The sequence below is a fragment of the Clostridium sp. CTA-1 genome, from assembly GCF_054768215.1.
On the sequence record NZ_BAAAAP010000026.1, the window covers coordinates 1 to 16,923 of the forward strand.

Consider the following 16,923-nt stretch of genomic DNA (forward strand, 5'->3'; position numbering starts at 1 on the left):
AAAAAGTATCAGAAGATGAAACAGATAAAATTAATGAGTTTGTAGAAGAAGATGCTCTAAAAAATAAAGAAGAAGAAATTGATAAGTCTGCAAAAGAAGATATAGAAGAAAAAACTAAAGAAGACGAAGTTCATAATSATATAAAGGAAAGGTGAACATGAAAAAATATAAAACATATTTATATAACTATTGGGATATTATTTTATTTTTTATTCTTATGCTCACAAAACTTTTAACTTATGGTAGTAAACTTCAATTGAAACACTTTAAATATAGTAGAATATTGTATCCTGCTATTGCGTCTATTCTTTTAGTAATAGCTTTAAGCCTTATTTTCAAAAGAAAGGGCAGATTTATTTTTCTTCTTTTGTTTAATATTTTAATTTCTATTATTATTATAGGAGATTTAAATTATTTTAGATATTTTAAGGATTTATTTTCTCTGCCTATACTTATAAATAGCTTCCAACTAGGGGCAGTGGGGTCCAGCGTATTGGAGCTTTTTAACTTTTGGGATTTAGTTTATATATTAGACATATTAATTTTAATTCCTTTATTTTTGGCACTTAAAAGTAAAGGTATATTCTCTGAAAATAATTATAAATTTGATTATAAATTAATAATTATAACTTTAATTATTGCCATACCTATAGAGTTTATAAATTTTTATAAATTATCTCAAGAACAACCAAAGCTTATTTCAACTATGTATAATAAAGTTTATATTGCTGAAAAATTAGGAGTTTTAAACTATCATTATATTGATTTTTATTGTTCTAGTACAAACTTTATAAAAAGAAAAATGCCTGTAAGTTCTAATAAAAAAGAAGACATAAAAAATGTTCTGGCACAAAAGAATACCTCTTATAACTCTTCTAAATATAAAGGTATCTATGAATATAAAAATGTAATACTTATACAGGTAGAAGCTTTGCAAAACTTTGTTATAAATAAAAAAATAAACAATAAAGAAATAACTCCAAATTTAAATAAGTTTTTAAATAAATCTTTATACTTTAACAATTATTTTTATCAAATAGCTTCTGGAAGTACTTCCGATGCAGAATTTATAACTAATAATTCTTTATATCCAGCGCCTTCTGGTGCTGCTTACTTTTTATATGCAGGTAACCATTTTAATTCCCTTCCTTCAGAACTTAAAGAAGACGGATATAATACAGCGGCATTCCATGGATATAAAGAAAACTTTTGGAATAGAAACTTAATGTATAAAAATATGGATATTGATAAATTTTATAGTGAAAAAGATTATAAAATAGATGAAAAAATAGGTTTAGGCCTTAGTGATAAATGCTTTTTAAATGAAACTATAGAAAAAATGAAAAAGCTTAAAGAACCTTATTTTTCTTTTGTTGTAACCTTAACAAGTCATTTTCCCTACGAAGCTACAGATAAATATGGAGAATTTGATGTAGAAGAATACGAAGGAACTCTTTTAGGAAACTATATGAAATCTATACATTATACGGATGAACAATTAGGTGTTTTCTTATATAAATTAGAAAAAGAAAATATTTTAGCTAACTCTATAATAGCTATCTATGGGGATCACTATGCTATACCAAGAGAAAATGAAAAAGATTTGTCTAATTTCCTGGGAAAAGATATAGATGAATTAAACTGGATAGAACTTCAAAAGGTCCCTTTAATAATCCACACTCCTGATGAAAAATTAAAGGGAATAAACAATGAATATTGTGGTCAAATAGACTTATACCCTACATTAGCAAATTTATTAAATATAAAAAATAATACTATGTTTGGAAGGGATCTTTTAAACAACAAAAATGAATCTGTAATTTTTAGAAATGGGTCCTTTACTGATGGGAAAGTATTTTATATATCCCCGATAAATACTTATTACGATATAAAAACTCATAAAAAAATAAATGAAACTGAAGAATTAAAAGCAAAAAAAGATAATGCTATAAGTGAATTAAACTCTTCTGATAATATACTTAAACATGATCTTTTAAAAAATAATAAATTAAATTAATTTTATAGATTGGAGATGTGTCTTTTTGTTTACTATTTTACTTCTATGTTTTGCAGGTTTTTTAGCTGCAATCATAGATGCCATAGCTGGCGGTGGAGGACTAATTACTATACCTGCATATTTAATGGCGGGAGTTCCACCCCATATGGCCTTAGGCACAAACAAGCTTTGTGCTACCTGTTCTTCATTAACAAGTTGTTTTAATTTTGCTCAATCTGGAAAGATTAATTTAAAGCTATTTAAAATATTAGCTCCTTTTTCATTGATAGGTGCTATATTAGGTGTTAACGCAGTAATGGGCATTGATGCTAATTGTCTAAACATCATAGTTCTTATTTTATTAGTTATAGTAGCTTTATTCAGTTTATTTTCTAAGAATGTAGGCTTAAAGAATAATTTTCATGGATTAAATAAAAAAAATACCCTACTAGGAATATTTCTATCTTTTTCTGTAGGCTTTTATACAGGTTTTTTTGGTCCTGGTACAGGAGCTTTTATGATGATAGGATTAATTGGGATTTTTAAGTTTGATTTTGTAAGGGCTAGTGGAAATTCAAAATCATTAACTACTATAAGCAATATGGCCTCTTTAATATTATTTGCTTTTCATAGGCAAATAAACTATAAGCTAGCCATCCCTGTATCCTTAGCAATGATAATTGGTGCTAAGCTTGGAACAAAAATAGCTTTAAATAAAGGTTCCAAAGTAATAAAACCAGTTTTTACTACTATATCGCTTTTAATAGCTATAAAAGTGTTATATCAGACCATTGCATAATACATTTTTCCAAATAGTTATAGGGCAAGTAAGATTTAAAACAATTACTTAATGAAGATTAAAACATTTAAGCAGATATAAGTTAAAATGTAATAAAAATTAACTTATATCTGCTCTTTTATTTCTATATGATTTTATAGAGATTCTTATTTTTGATTATCTTTATAATAGTAGAATTTTTAGGCTACTTCAATAAAATAAGCTTAAAAGCCCTTAATAAAATGACTTAGCATTTGTATCAATATATACTTTTAAACTTTAGTAAAGTTTAAAATTCTAATCTAAAATTTTTATTAAATTTGACATTTCTATAGCTGACATAGCTGCATCATAACCTTTATTCCCTGCCTTTGTACCTGCTCTCTCTATAGCTTGCTCTATGGTATCTGTAGTTAATACTCCAAATATTACTGGCACTTCTTTATCCAATGATACATGAGCCACTCCCTTTGAAACTTCACTAGATACATAATCAAAATGAGGTGTTGCCCCCCTTATTACTGCTCCTAAACAAATTACTGCATCATATTTACCCTTTGATGCCATTTTTTTTGCTATTACAGGTATTTCAAAAGCCCCGGGTACCCAACATATTTCTATATTATCTTCTTTAGCTCCATGCCTTTTTAAGCAATCTATAGACCCTGCTAATAATTTTGATGTTATAAACTCATTAAATCTTGAAACTATTATTCCTACCTTTAACCCTTCTGCCGTTAATTTTCCTTCATATATTTTCATTTTATTTCCCCCTAATCTTTTATTAATTTAACTACATTATGTCAATTAAATGTCCCATTTTATCCTTTTTAGTTTTTAAATAATTAAGATTTTCTTTTTTGCATCCCATATCTATAGGAACTCTATCTACTATTTTTATACCATAACCTGAAAGTCCTGATATTTTTTTAGGATTGTTAGTCATAAGTTTTATATTTTTAACACCTAAATCCCTTAATATTTGAGCTCCTATACCATAATCTCTTAAGTCTTCTGGAAATCCTAAAGCTAAATTTGCTTCTATAGTATCCATACCTTCATCTTGAAGAGCATAGGCTTTTAGTTTATTTAATAAACCTATACCTCTTCCTTCTTGTCTCATATATACTAAAACTCCTTTTCCTTCTTCTTCTATTTTCATGAGAGCTTTAGCTATTTGCTCACCACAATCGCATCTTAAAGACCCGAATACATCTCCTGTTAAACATTCTGAATGTACTCTAACTAGTACTGGTTCCTCTCCTTTTACATCTCCTTTTACTAAAGCTACATGTTCTTCTCCAGTTATTAAATTTTCATACCCTATAGCAGTAAAATTTCCATATTTAGAAGGAAGATTTACTGGTTTTAGCGCCTTTATTAATTTTTCTTCTTTACTTCTGTATTCAATTAAATCTGCTATAGTTATTATTTTTAAATTATGCTTTTTTACAAATTCCATAAGCTGTGGCACCCTTGCCATAGTCCCATCCTCATTCATTATTTCACATATAACTCCTGCTTCAGAAAAACCTGCTAGTCTTGCCATATCTACTGCTGCTTCTGTATGTCCTGCTCTAACTAAAACTCCTCCATCTTTGGCTGCTAAAGGAAACACATGACCTGGCTTTAAAAAATCCTCTGGTTTGGAATTTGGATCTACTATCTTTGATACGGTAAAGGCTCTATCCAATGCAGATATTCCTGTGGATGTGCCTACTGCATCTACTGATACGGTAAAGGCCGTACCAAAATTATCTTTATTTTTATGTACCATTTGATATATTTCTAATGCCTCCAGTCTGGATTTTTTTACGGGAGCACAAATAAGTCCTCTTCCCTCTTTAGCCATAAAATTTATAGTCTCTGAAGTAACTTTTTCTGCTGACATCAAGAGATCTCCTTCATTTTCTCTATCTTCATCATCTACAACTACAATAATTTTTCCATTTTTTATATCCTCTATAGCTTCTTCTATAGTATTAAATTTATAACTCATGAAAATTCCCCCTAAACATATTATTGAATTTCTACAAAGATTTTACATAATACAGCAAATATATTGCTCTATTCGCCACTTACTTTATCCACGCCTCTTAACTTTTTATCCTATTTTCAGCAACTTGTTGTCATAATTTTTTATTAGTTATACATAATAAAACTGGTAATAGTTATTTAATATAATATAGATTTTACTATTACATAAAGTTTAAAATAATAATTTTTTTCTTTATACTTTAAACATAGTATAAACTGCACATTAAGCTAATATTCATTAATAAATTAATCTTAATTTTAAATTATAAAAATCCTGTCTTACTTAAAAAATCTAAATTTATATTACTTTTTAAATCTTCTTCTTCCTTTTTTAAATGCATAAATTTATATATATATTTTCCTAAAACATCGCATTCTATATTTATTATATCGCCTATATTTTTGTTCATTAATATAGTTTCTTCTTTTGTATGAGGTATTAAAGATACTGTAAAACTTTTTTCTTTTATATCCACTAAGGTTAAGCTTACACCATCTAACGCTACAGAACCCTTAAGCACCATATATTTTAACAAAGTTTCTTTTGTTTTTACCTCCAATAATGTAGCAATTCCTTCTTTTTTAATGTTTATTATTTCGCCTGTTCCATCTATATGACCGGAAACGATATGTCCACCTAGAGGTTTATTTAAAGTTACGGCTCTTTCTAAATTTACCAAACTACCTTTAGATAATGTTTTTAAGCTGCTTTTTTTTAGAGTTTCTGCCATAACATCTGCAGTAAAACTACTATTATTAAAATTCGTTACTGTAAGACACACTCCATTCACTGCTACACTATCTCCTAAATTTAATGGATTTAAAACCTTACTTCCCTCTATGGTTATATGAAGAAAGTCTTTGCCCTCTTCTATTTTTGATATTTTTCCAACTTCCTCAACTATGCCTGTAAACAAACTAACACCTTCTTTAAATATCTAGTGTAATAACCACTACACCTATTAAATTTACTTATTCTATTTAGAAACTATTTATAGAACATTTACTGTATAATCTTTCATATAACTTTATCTAATAATTTTTTATATTTTATACTTAATAGTTATTGAAAACTTATGAATTACTTTTCTACTCATATATAACCTTCAATAAGTATATCCTCTCCTATTTTTTCAAAGTTTAAATTTTGTAATTTAAACATATCTTTTAAATTATCTACCCCAGTTCCACCTATCATTGTCTTTGAATCCTGTCCTCCTATTATTTTAGGTGCTATAAAACACATAACCTTATCTACTATTCCCTCTTTTAGTGCAGAAAAATTTAATGTGCTGCCTCCCTCCAAAAGGATACTATCTATTTCCTCTTCGCCTAAATATTGCATTAATTTTTTTAATGGAACTTTCCCTTCTTCATTTTCTTCAAATTCTAAAATCTTAACGCCTAAATTTTCCAAATCATTCTTTTTTGATAAATCCTTATGTTTCTTAGTTGTAGCTATATAAATACTTCTTGCATTAATTGTTTCTAGGATTTTAGATTCTAAAGGAATTCTAAGATTAGAATCTACTATTATTGCTTTTGGACTTCTTCCTTCTTCTATCCTTGTAGTTAAAAGAGGATTATCTTTTATAATTGTCCCTATCCCTACCATTATTCCTGATAAATCATTTCTTATTTGGTGTACTCTATATCTTGATTCTTCTCCTGTTATCCATTTAGATTCTCCTTTTTTTGTAGCAATCTTACCATCTAAAGTAGAAGCAGTTTTTAAAACTACAAAGGGTTCTTTTTTAGTTATGTATTTTATAAATACTTCATTTAATTCTTTACTTTCTTTTTCCATAATATCAGTTACAACTTCTATTCCATTTTGTTTTAAGATATCTATTCCCCTACCTTGAACTAGCGAATTGGGATCTTTCATAGCTATAACAGCCTTAGCTATTCCTGCCTTTACTATAGCCTTTGCACAGGGAGGAGTTTTACCATAATGGGAACAGGGCTCTAATGTAACATATATAGTAGCTCCCTTAGCTTTTTCTCCAGCTTCCCTAAGAGCGTAAACTTCTGCATGTGGACCTCCAAAATATTTGTGATAACCTTCTCCAATTATCTTATTATCTTTAATAACTATAGCTCCTACTTTAGGATTAGGATTAACCTTTCCCTCACCTTTTTTAGCTAATTTTAAGGCTTTTTCCATATAAAAATTATAATCTTCCATTTTAAATACACCGCCTTATATAACTATTATTTAATTTTAAGTGGTATAATTTCCTAAATATATTTTTATATTTAACACTTATTTTAATATATATTTTTAAAGCATAATAAAGTTTTATATACTTTAAACTTTATTTAGTGTTCCCTTAAATATAAAAAAATCTCTAGAGTTTCCTCCAGAGATTTATATACGAAATAAAATAACAATATAAAAATTATTATTTATAATCCTATCTTTCATCCAGACTTTAACTGTCGGTTTCGGAGTTTCACCGAATCATGCTACAAGTAGCTCGCGGACTTTACCGCCGGTGGGGAATTACGCCCCGCCCTGAAGGATTTACCTTATTAAATTTTACAATTTTAATATACTCTTTTTCACGCTTTGTGTCAATAATTAATTTTTATTTTATGTTCTTTAATAGTTCCACTAAAAATTTCCATATTCTTTCCACTGAGGATATACTTAAGTGTTCATTTGGTGTGTGAACATCATATAAATTTGGTCCAAAACTTATCATATCAGTATCTTTCATGGTACCCTTAAACAATCCACATTCCAATCCTGCATGTATAGCTGATACTTCTGGTTTTTCATATAACTTAGTGTATATATCAACACATAAATCTTTTATTTTAGATTCTGGATCAAATTGCCATGCTGGATATTCATCTTCCCTAACACATCTTGCATCTACCAATAAGCATAAAGCCTCTATTCTATTTACAACTTCTAATTGTAAACTACTTACGGAACTTCTTACAGCTATTGTAATCTTAATTTCATCTTCTTTATTTTCAACTATACCAATATTTAAACTACTTTCGACTAACCCCTCTATATCTTTACTCATAGTTTGAACGCCATAAGGAACTAATAGTAGGAAATTTATTATATTATCTGTTACTTTTTTAGTTAACTGTTTTTCCCTATTTTCTATGTTTTCAACTACAACTTTTATATTTGGATCTTCCACTCTAAATTCATTTTGGAAAGTTTCTTCTAGCTTATCGCAAAGAACTTTAACTTCATTAAATTTATTTTCATCTATAGTTAACACTGCAGTTGCATGTAACGCAATAGCATTATGTTTTGAACCGCCATTTATTTCAACAAGATTAAAATCTAGTTTTTTCTTTAAGTCGTATAAAACTCTCCCCATTAACTTATTAGCATTTGCTCTTTGTTTTATAATCTCCATACCTGAATGTCCACCATTCAATCCTTTTATTTCTATTTGTATATACTTTCCTGTGGCCTTTTCATATTCTGTTGGTATAGAAACTATAGGATTTACTCCACCAGAGCAACTAACTAAAAATATTCCTTCCTCTTCTGAATCAATATTTAATAAAATTTTCCCCTTTAATTTAGAAGTATCTAGTCCCATAGCACCATACATGCCTGTTTCTTCTGAAGTTGTGGCAACAAATTCTATACTAGGATGTGCTATATTCTTTGAATCTAACACAGCTAGCCCATAAGCAACAGCAATACCATCGTCTCCTCCTAATGTTGTACCTGTAGCATATAAATGGTCTCCATCTATTCTTAATTTTAATGGATCTTTTTCAAAATCATGATTACTTTCCTTAACTTTTTCACAAACCATATCCATATGTCCTTGGATTATTACAGTAGGAGCATTTTCGTATCCTTTTGTAGCTGGCTTTCTTATAATTACATTTAAAGATTTATCTTGAATAACTTCTAAATTTCTTTCTTTTGCAAAATTAACTAAATAATCACTTATTCTTTTTTCATCCCCTGATCCATGTGGTATTTTAGTTAATTCCTCAAAAAAATGAAACACTGATTTTGGTTGTAAATTTTCTAACATTGTAATATATCCCCCTTTTTAAAATTAAATTTCAAAATTACCCCAATACTTAATTTTATATATAATTTAGTATCAACACGACATTATCCTAATTCTACTAAATATATACTTAAATTACAACTTATTTGCCCTGAATTTGGGCGTTTTTCATTATTTTATAATAATTTTTATTATATTATTATATTTTTAAAATTCATAAGGTTTACTTATAAAAATTTATTATGTTATTATTATTTTAAAAGTAGTCTCTTTTCTGTTAAAATTTATAGTGTCTTAAAATTATATATAAACAGATTTCTAAGTTTCGGGTAAAGTTTTTACTCCATCTAAAACCTAGAACTCCTTATTAACACTATTATGCATAACATAAGAATTTTAAATGGTTTTCTCAAAATTCTAACATGCCCACTTCTTAGAGGTGATAGTGCTACAGCCTATAGTCATGGGATAAATTAAACTTTTTTAGATTGCTATATAGTATACTAGGAAATCTATCTAATTTAATATATATTAAAAATTATCTATATTAATAACAATTATTTTATCAAGGAAGTGATTTCATGGAACTTACTAAAATTAAAGGAAATTCTTATTATATAAATTTTCCTACAAACATTGGAGTATATATTTTTAAAAATAAAAATTGTTTATTGATCGATACAGGGAAAAATAAATATGATGGGAAAAAAATAGAAGAGGTTTTATTAGAAAATGGGCTTCATCCAAAATACATAGTAAACACTCATAGTCATTTAGACCATTGTGGTGGTAACCTCTTATTTAAAGAAAATTATCCTGGATGTTTAACTTATACATCCTTTAAAGAAAAACTATTTATGGAAAATCATGACTTAAATGCAGCTATGCTGTTTTCTGCTTCACCAATAAAACTTATATATAAAAGCAATAAAAATATAAGTGTAGATTACATATTAGATTATGGAATAAACAAAATTAATGATGAAAAATTTGAAGTTATAAGTCTTAAGGGGCATTCACCAGAACAAATAGGACTTATTACACCTGAAAAAGTATGTTTCTTAGGAGACAGTATTTTTAGTGATGAAACAATAAAAAAATATTCTCTTCCTTACTACTATGATTTAGAAGAATCTATAAAGAGTTTAGAAATTATAAAAAATATAGAGGCAGACTATTTTGTTATAAGTCACTGTGATAGAGTGTTAGAAAAAGATGAAATAATAAATTTAGTGGATAAAAACATGAAAAATATAGAAAAGCATATAAATATAATTTTAGAACTTTTAGATCAACCTCTAACTAAAGAAGACATCTTAGAAAACCTTGCAATATTAGAAGATTTAAAACTAAACTTTAATCAATATCACTTATATATCGGTGCTCTAAGTGCCTTTATAACTTACCTTTTCCATAAAAATCTTATTGACTATTCTATAGAGGATGGTAAACTTTATTATTTTAAAAAATTATAAAAACTTAAATTTTAGCTAAATAAAAATTAATAGTTTTGAAAATACATACCAAACAATAGCAGTCTTTTTTAATTTTATTTCTAATTAAAAAAGACTGCTATTATTTATTTTTTTATTTACACTTTTATATCATTGATTTCCAAAATTATTAATAATTTTTTATTTTACTCAAAAATATATATTACCAAAATTCTAGTATGAAACTATTTATTTTAAATTCTAATTATAACCAGCTATTAAACTTTTTAATATATACTTTCTTTATGAATTGTGTTAGTACACAATAAGCTAATAAAATCCCTAGAAGCCATGGGAAGTACAAAAATGGTAATGGTTGCAATCCTACAGAGATTCCAAAGGATGTAAATGGTATAAAAATACCTGCTGTCATTATAATTCCTGTTAATAAAAGCACTGGAACTGTAGCTCTACTTTGGATAAAAGCTATTTTTTTAGTTCTTATCATGTGTACAATAAGAGTTTGAGATAAAAGGCCTTCTATAAACCAACCTGATTGAAATAATGATTGCATGGCCGGAGTGTTAGCTTTAAATACAAACCACATTACTAAATAAGTTATCACATCAAATATAGAACTTATTGGACCTATAAAAATCATGAATCTTCCAATATCATCTGCATTCCATTTTCTTGGTTTACTTAAATATTCATCATCCATAGTATCCCATGGAATAGAAACTTGAGATACATCATAGAATAAATTTTGTATCAAAAGATGTATTGGCATCATTGGTAAAAATGGTAAGAATGCACTAGCTACTAATACACTAAATACATTCCCAAAATTTGAACTTGCAGTCATTTTAATGTACTTTATAATATTTCCAAAGACTTTTCTTCCTTCAATAACTCCTTGCTCTAAAACCATAAGATTTTTTTCTAATAAAATTATATCAGCTGATTCTTTGGCTATATCTACTGCAGTATCAACAGAAATACCTACATCTGCTTGACGCAAAGCTGCGGCATCATTTATACCATCTCCCATAAAGCCTACTGTATGTCCATTATTTTGAAGTAATTTTATTATTCTTGATTTTTGAAGTGGAGAAAGTTTTGCAAAAACATTAATATTTTCAATGGTCTCGCCCAATTCTTCATCTGTCATTTTTTCTATTTCATTTCCTAAAAGAATATTATTGGCTTTTAATCCAACTTCTTTACAAATTTTTAGTGTTACTGAATCATTATCACCAGTCAATATTTTTACATCTACTCCATTTTTCTTAAGGGCTTTTATTGCTTCTTTTGCAGAATCCTTTGGAGGATCCAAAAATCCTATATATCCCATAAGAACCATATTACTTTCATCTTTTACATTAAAACTATTTTCATCTGGAATATGATTTTTCTGTGCTACCCCAATAACTCTCATGCCCTCACTATTTAATTTTTTTACCATATTAAGAACTTTATTTTTGATATCTTCAGTAAGCTCTACAACATTACCTTTGTACTCAGCTAAAGTACAAATTGAAATCATTTCCTCTACAGCACCTTTTGTTATAAGTTGTCTTTTACCTTCATTATCTTTTAATACTACAGACATTCTTCTTCTTGTAAAATCAAAAGGGATCTCATCCACTTTCAAATAATTTTTTTCAAGCTCACTAAAGCCATTTTCTTCTCCATGATTTAGTATTGCTACATCCATTAAATTACGAAGTCCAGTTTGATAAAAACTATTTAAATAAGCATGTCTTAATACTCTATTATCTTCCTCTCCATGTACATTTAAATATCTTTCAACAACAATTTTATCAAGGGTCAAAGTTCCTGTTTTATCAGTACAAAGAACATCCATTGCTCCAAAATTTTGTATAGCGTCAAGTTTTTTAACTACAGTTTTTTGTTTTGCCATAATTACAGAACCCTTAGCAAGATTAGTTGTAACAATCATAGGGAGCATTTCTGGAGTTAAACCAACAGCTATGGATATTGCAAAAAGTAAAGCTTGTAACCAGTCTCCTTTTGTAATCCCATTTACAAAGAATACTATAGGAACCATAATAAACATAAATTTTATAAGAAGCATACTTACACTATTTATACCTTTTTCAAAACTTGTTAAGTTTTTAGTTTCTGTAAGTGTTGAAGCCATAGTTCCAAAATATGTTTGGTTTCCAGTTGCTATAACTACCCCAGTAGCACTTCCGCTTATAATGTTAGTCCCTAATAAACAGATATTATCAAGTTCACTTACATTTAAATTTTCATTTTTATTCTTTAGAACTGAATACTTTTCAACAGGCTCAGATTCACCTGTTAAAGAAGATTGACTTACAAATAAATCTTTGCTTGTTATTATTCTTATATCTGCGGGTATCATATCTCCTGCTGAAAGATATACCATATCTCCAGGTACAATTTCACTCATATCTATTTCATTAATTCCTGATTCTTTTCTACATACAGCAGCAGTTGTTTTTATTAATGCTTTTAACTTTTCAGCAGCTTTATTTGATTTAAATTCTTGAAAAAATTTTAAAAAACCACTTATTGTTACCATTATAGAAACAACAATTACAGTTATAAAACTTCTGTCTTCTGGTGCTGCTAATATAACATCTGTTATCAAAGATACTCCTGCAAGAACTAATAAAACTAATATAAAGGGATTAATAAAAGCTTTAATTAGCTGAATGTACCATGGTATTGGTTTCTCTTGTTCTACTCGATTTAATCCCCATTTTTCTCTGCTTTTTTCTACCTGATTTATTGTTAGACCTTCTACATCAGTGTTTAATTTTTTATAAACGTTTTTTAAATCCATTTTGCTAAATTCTATAAGATTATTTATGCTTTTTTTTGACATGTCTTCAACATTGAATATTCTTTTTTTCATCATAATTCACACCTCCAAATTCTAAAAACAATAACAAACTAAAGGCTAATTACATATAGTTTAACCTTTTAAAAAAATAAAATTAAATTTGCGGTTAAATAATAATTGGTGAATTATTTTAGTAAAGAACAGTTGAAGATAAAAAATCTTACTAAAGACTTGCATATATGAAGAGTTTTGTCATATAAATTTTATGTTAAACTCCAGTGAAAAAGAATAGAGTTTAATAATCATATATAAAATTTTCTCTAAATATATAAGCTTACCTCCACTGTCCATACTACTCCCGCCAGCTTCCATTCTTTTTCACCTCCTAAATTTCAAAATAAAAAACCTTCGCCAAACTTAAACATGGCGAAGGTATTATATTAACAACACTTTCTCGTTCAAGTTTTGGCTCTACAAGGCAATGAAATTGTATTAGATTATGCCTTCTTTGTTCGGCAAAATCTGCTAACCAGTTAAGAATGTTTCCATCCTTTTACGGCAACAACCCGTATCCTTGTAGTAACCTCACCTACCGAGGTTTATTCAATTTATAGTAATATATTATTCTCTATATAGAATTTTGTCAAGAAATTTTTCATATTTTTTAAATTTACTCTTTATATCGCTCCTAAAGCTATAAACTCTTCGGATTCAAATAAATTATATTCACTATAATGTTTTTGTCCCATAAGTTTATATATTATATCTTCAGATTTATAGCCTTCTTTATATATTTTTAAGCCTTGTACTATTTTTTTGCCCTTATTTCTATTAATATCTAATATAGCTTGAATACTTCCTAATGAATAATACTCTTTTACAAATAAATTTTCCAGTTTATTTTGTAGTTCTAATTTATAACTTATATCTATATTATTATTTTTATGTGGACTATATCTTCCTCTATGATGCCTTCCACATAAATATTTATAATTTATTTCTAAGTCCATTCCGCCTTCACATTTATGAATTATATGGTGTATTTCAGCACCTTCTCTGCCACATACTTCACATCTTGGCAAAAGCTATTCACTCCTTATAAATATAATATTATAATAATATTATATCATAAATAATATTATAAGTAATTTGAAAATAGTTGTATTTTTTCCAATTTAAAATTATTAATTAATATCTTCTAGCCTTATATAGTTTTTGCTTTTTTTTACTCTTTATTAAAGCTATAGTAAAAATTATAAATGGAATTATTATAAAAGAAGTTAAATATATATATGGATAGAATCCTAATATGTATAACAATCTATAAGTATTTTTTGCCATAAAAAAACATACAATCATTACTATAATATTTAATACCCATATAGTTATCCTTTGCTTTTTATCCTCTATTCTAAAGTGTTTTAACAAATGTAATAAAGCTTGAAAGCTTAATACATATTTTACAAACCAACCTGCTAACATTTGAAGCATAACAAAAAATTCTCCACTTTCTAAGAAACCTGAATAACTTACTAGTTGAGTTTGAATAAGCTTAGGATAAGCTAATGTTACAGCTCTATTAGTTCCAAAAGTAGATATTACTCCTGTTATAGACACTATTATCATTTGTATAACTATAAGTAATCCTATATTTGCTCCTCTTAAAGCAGCTTTTTTATCTTTAATTCCTTGAAAATATGGATACGCTATGGCTACACATCCATATAGTCCTAATATCTGAATTATACATATGATAAACCCTCTATCTATACCGTTAGGAAATATGGGAAGTAAATATTTAAAAGTTTTATACTTAGCTGTAAGTATTACTAAATTTATACCTGCAATAGATATAAGCGTTATTCCGATTAAACTCATTAAAATTACAGCTCTTTGCCCTTTTAATAATACATAATTAGCACTTAATATAAATGTTATAACAAAAAACCAAGGTGGAGTATTTTGAAGTAAATTAGTATTCATAGCATTAGCATCCACACTACAGCTCTCTAAAAGAGAAAAAAATAATCCTAAACAAAATGTAATCTGAAATAACTTTCCTAGGCGCTTTCCTAAGGCGTATTCATAAACTTCCCATAAACTATGTTTACGAATTTTCTTACTTACATTGATTATATATAGATAATATAAAAATATAATCAGTGAAGCTATTATAGTAGCCACCCAACTACTAGTCTTACCATTTATAATAAATATTTCTGGATAGGTTTTTAATGATACTATAACTGTTCCTAATATTATAAAAGCCACATGCTTTGAATTTAACTTAAAAATGTTTATTCCTCCTTATATTTTATAATATTTTATTTTAATTCTTGACCTATATTAGAATATTATTCGCAATTATTACTAATAATAAAAATGGTGATTAATATGAATATTGATTTTTATAATACTATAAAAAAGAGATTAAAAAATAATTTTGATATAGTATTCAGAGATGTTTCTTGTAAACAAGGAACCCTACATTTAATATTTATTAGCAACTTATGTGATTCTAGCTTTATAAGTGAATATATAATCTATCCTCTAATTAAGGACAATAATTATACTTATAATATAAAAAATATAAAAGAAAAAATGTTAGCTGCAAGTTCTGTAGAGGAAATATCAGATATAGATGAGGCTATAATAAGTATATTATCAGGCAATGTAATTATAATACCGGATTTTTTTGAAGGAATTCTTTCTGTAGAAGCTAAAGGTTTTGCTAAACGTTTTGTTAGTTCTCCTGTAACAGAATCCGTAATAAAAGGTCCTAGAGAAGGGTTTACAGAGTCCATCATGGATAATCTTTCTTTAATACGTAGAAGAATTAAAAATGAAAATTTTGAGGTAGAAAAATTTACTTTGGGAGAAGAATCTAACACTTTAGTAGCTATGTGCTATTTAAAAAATAAAGCTCCTGAAGATTTAACAAATTATATAAGGAACAAAATAAATAAAGCTAAATTTGAATTTGTTATTGAAAGCAACTATATAGAAGAACTTCTTACTCAGAAAAATACTCTTTTTGACACTATATCTAGTAGTGAAAAAGCAGATGTGGTATGCTCTAAAATTTTTGAGGGAAGAGTTGGAATATTAGTAGATGGGACTCCTTTTGTCTTAACTGCTCCTCATTTTTTCATTGAAAATATTAATATGGCAGATGATTATTATCAAAAAAAGTCCTTTGCTAATATAAGCAGATTATTAAGATGGGCTGCTCTAGGTATTTCTCTTTTTTTACCTGGACTTTATCTAGCTTTATCTACTCATCATTTTTCTTTAATTCCTTATATGTTCATATTTAGATTATCTAAAGCTAGGGCTGGAGTACCCTTCCCAACTATAATTGAAGTTCTTCTTATGATGTTCTTTTTTCAATTATCTAGGGAAGCAGGCCTTAGACTTCCTCAGCCTATAGGACAAAGCATGAGTATTGTTGGAGCTTTAATATTAGGAGATGCTACTGTAAGTGCCAGCTTAACATCGCAATCTACCATGGTTATAGTTGGATTAGCTGCTATATCTACTTTCTTAATACCTAAATTTTACAATGCTGTTTCTATATGGTCTGTCTTAATATCCATTGGTTCATCCATAGCTGGGCTCCCTGGATTTTATATGATGCTTATGGTATTTCTAGCTCATATAAGTTCTTTGCAAAGTTGTGGATATCCTTACCTATATCCTTTAGGTACTTTTGAGAAATATAATTATAAAGATGTACTTTTGAGGAGTGATTTAAAAGATTTATCCAATGATATATTAAAAGATAATCAAAAATCTCAATAATAAATAAAGCCATAAATATTTATAAATTGAAATAA

12 protein-coding genes and 2 riboswitches are annotated in these 16,923 nt (G+C 27.5%); of the genes, 4 read left to right on the plus strand and 8 right to left on the minus strand.

Translation table 11 applies throughout. The features are described from left to right. Positions 1–157 precede the first annotated feature (157 nt). Both ACYUEW_RS16120 and ACYUEW_RS16125 read left to right on the plus strand, forming a co-directional pair. Positions 158–2,017, plus strand: a complete 1,860-nt coding sequence (locus ACYUEW_RS16120) for an LTA synthase family protein (protein ID WP_003484132.1) — start codon at positions 158–160, stop codon at positions 2,015–2,017. A gap of 25 nt (positions 2,018–2,042) precedes the next feature. After that, on the plus strand, positions 2,043–2,795 hold the full coding sequence (locus ACYUEW_RS16125) for a sulfite exporter TauE/SafE family protein (RefSeq protein WP_003484130.1): 753 nt from the start codon (positions 2,043–2,045) through the stop codon (positions 2,793–2,795). A gap of 276 nt (positions 2,796–3,071) precedes the next feature. Here the strand turns inward: ACYUEW_RS16125 and ribH are convergent, their stop codons facing one another. From ribH to ACYUEW_RS16150, 5 genes are all read right to left on the minus strand, one after another. Next, a complete protein-coding gene (ribH, locus tag ACYUEW_RS16130) occupies positions 3,072–3,536 on the minus strand; it encodes a 6,7-dimethyl-8-ribityllumazine synthase (RefSeq protein WP_030036266.1) in 465 nt (154 codons plus the stop codon). A 31-nt stretch (positions 3,537–3,567) separates the two neighbouring features. After that, a complete protein-coding gene (locus ACYUEW_RS16135; protein WP_003484126.1) occupies positions 3,568–4,773 on the minus strand; it encodes a bifunctional 3,4-dihydroxy-2-butanone-4-phosphate synthase/GTP cyclohydrolase II in 1,206 nt (401 codons plus the stop codon). Between the two features lie 301 nt (positions 4,774–5,074). Continuing rightward, positions 5,075–5,728: a riboflavin synthase gene (gene ribE, locus ACYUEW_RS16140; protein ID WP_460277301.1), complete on the minus strand. Its 654-nt coding sequence runs from the start codon at positions 5,726–5,728 to the stop codon at positions 5,075–5,077. A gap of 176 nt (positions 5,729–5,904) precedes the next feature. Next, entirely contained in the window at positions 5,905–6,999 is a 1,095-nt protein-coding gene (gene ribD / locus ACYUEW_RS16145; RefSeq protein WP_003484123.1) for a bifunctional diaminohydroxyphosphoribosylaminopyrimidine deaminase/5-amino-6-(5-phosphoribosylamino)uracil reductase RibD, read from the minus strand. 223 nt (positions 7,000–7,222) lie between these two features. Then, a riboswitch (FMN riboswitch) is annotated at positions 7,223–7,341 on the minus strand. Positions 7,342–7,402: 61 nt separating this feature from the next. Further along, entirely contained in the window at positions 7,403–8,839 is a 1,437-nt protein-coding gene (locus ACYUEW_RS16150) for an aminoacyl-histidine dipeptidase (RefSeq protein ID WP_265203656.1), read from the minus strand. Between the two features lie 560 nt (positions 8,840–9,399). On the opposite strand from ACYUEW_RS16150, the gene ACYUEW_RS16155 reads away from it, so the two are divergent. Continuing rightward, positions 9,400–10,293, plus strand: a complete 894-nt coding sequence (locus tag ACYUEW_RS16155) for an MBL fold metallo-hydrolase (protein WP_265203657.1) — start codon at positions 9,400–9,402, stop codon at positions 10,291–10,293. Between the two features lie 223 nt (positions 10,294–10,516). Here the strand turns inward: ACYUEW_RS16155 and mgtA are convergent, their stop codons facing one another. The 3 genes from mgtA to ACYUEW_RS16170 form a co-directional block, all read right to left on the minus strand. Next, the gene (gene mgtA / locus ACYUEW_RS16160; protein ID WP_191597438.1) at positions 10,517–13,162 is read right to left on the minus strand and encodes a magnesium-translocating P-type ATPase; all 2,646 of its coding nucleotides are present in this window, start codon (positions 13,160–13,162) and stop codon (positions 10,517–10,519) included. 367 nt (positions 13,163–13,529) lie between these two features. Beyond that, positions 13,530–13,691, minus strand: a riboswitch (M-box (ykoK) riboswitch). A gap of 73 nt (positions 13,692–13,764) precedes the next feature. After that, positions 13,765–14,169 carry an HNH endonuclease signature motif containing protein gene (locus tag ACYUEW_RS16165; protein WP_460277304.1) on the minus strand — a complete coding sequence of 135 codons (405 nt, stop codon included), beginning with the start codon at positions 14,167–14,169 and terminating at the stop codon, positions 13,765–13,767. Between the two features lie 106 nt (positions 14,170–14,275). After that, the gene (locus tag ACYUEW_RS16170) at positions 14,276–15,388 is read right to left on the minus strand and encodes a GerAB/ArcD/ProY family transporter (protein ID WP_459583955.1); all 1,113 of its coding nucleotides are present in this window, start codon (positions 15,386–15,388) and stop codon (positions 14,276–14,278) included. Between the two features lie 93 nt (positions 15,389–15,481). Between ACYUEW_RS16170 and ACYUEW_RS16175 the strand changes: the two genes are divergently transcribed. Further along, a complete protein-coding gene (locus ACYUEW_RS16175) occupies positions 15,482–16,888 on the plus strand; it encodes a spore germination protein (RefSeq protein ID WP_042384449.1) in 1,407 nt (468 codons plus the stop codon). Positions 16,889–16,923: the final 35 nt, after the last annotated feature.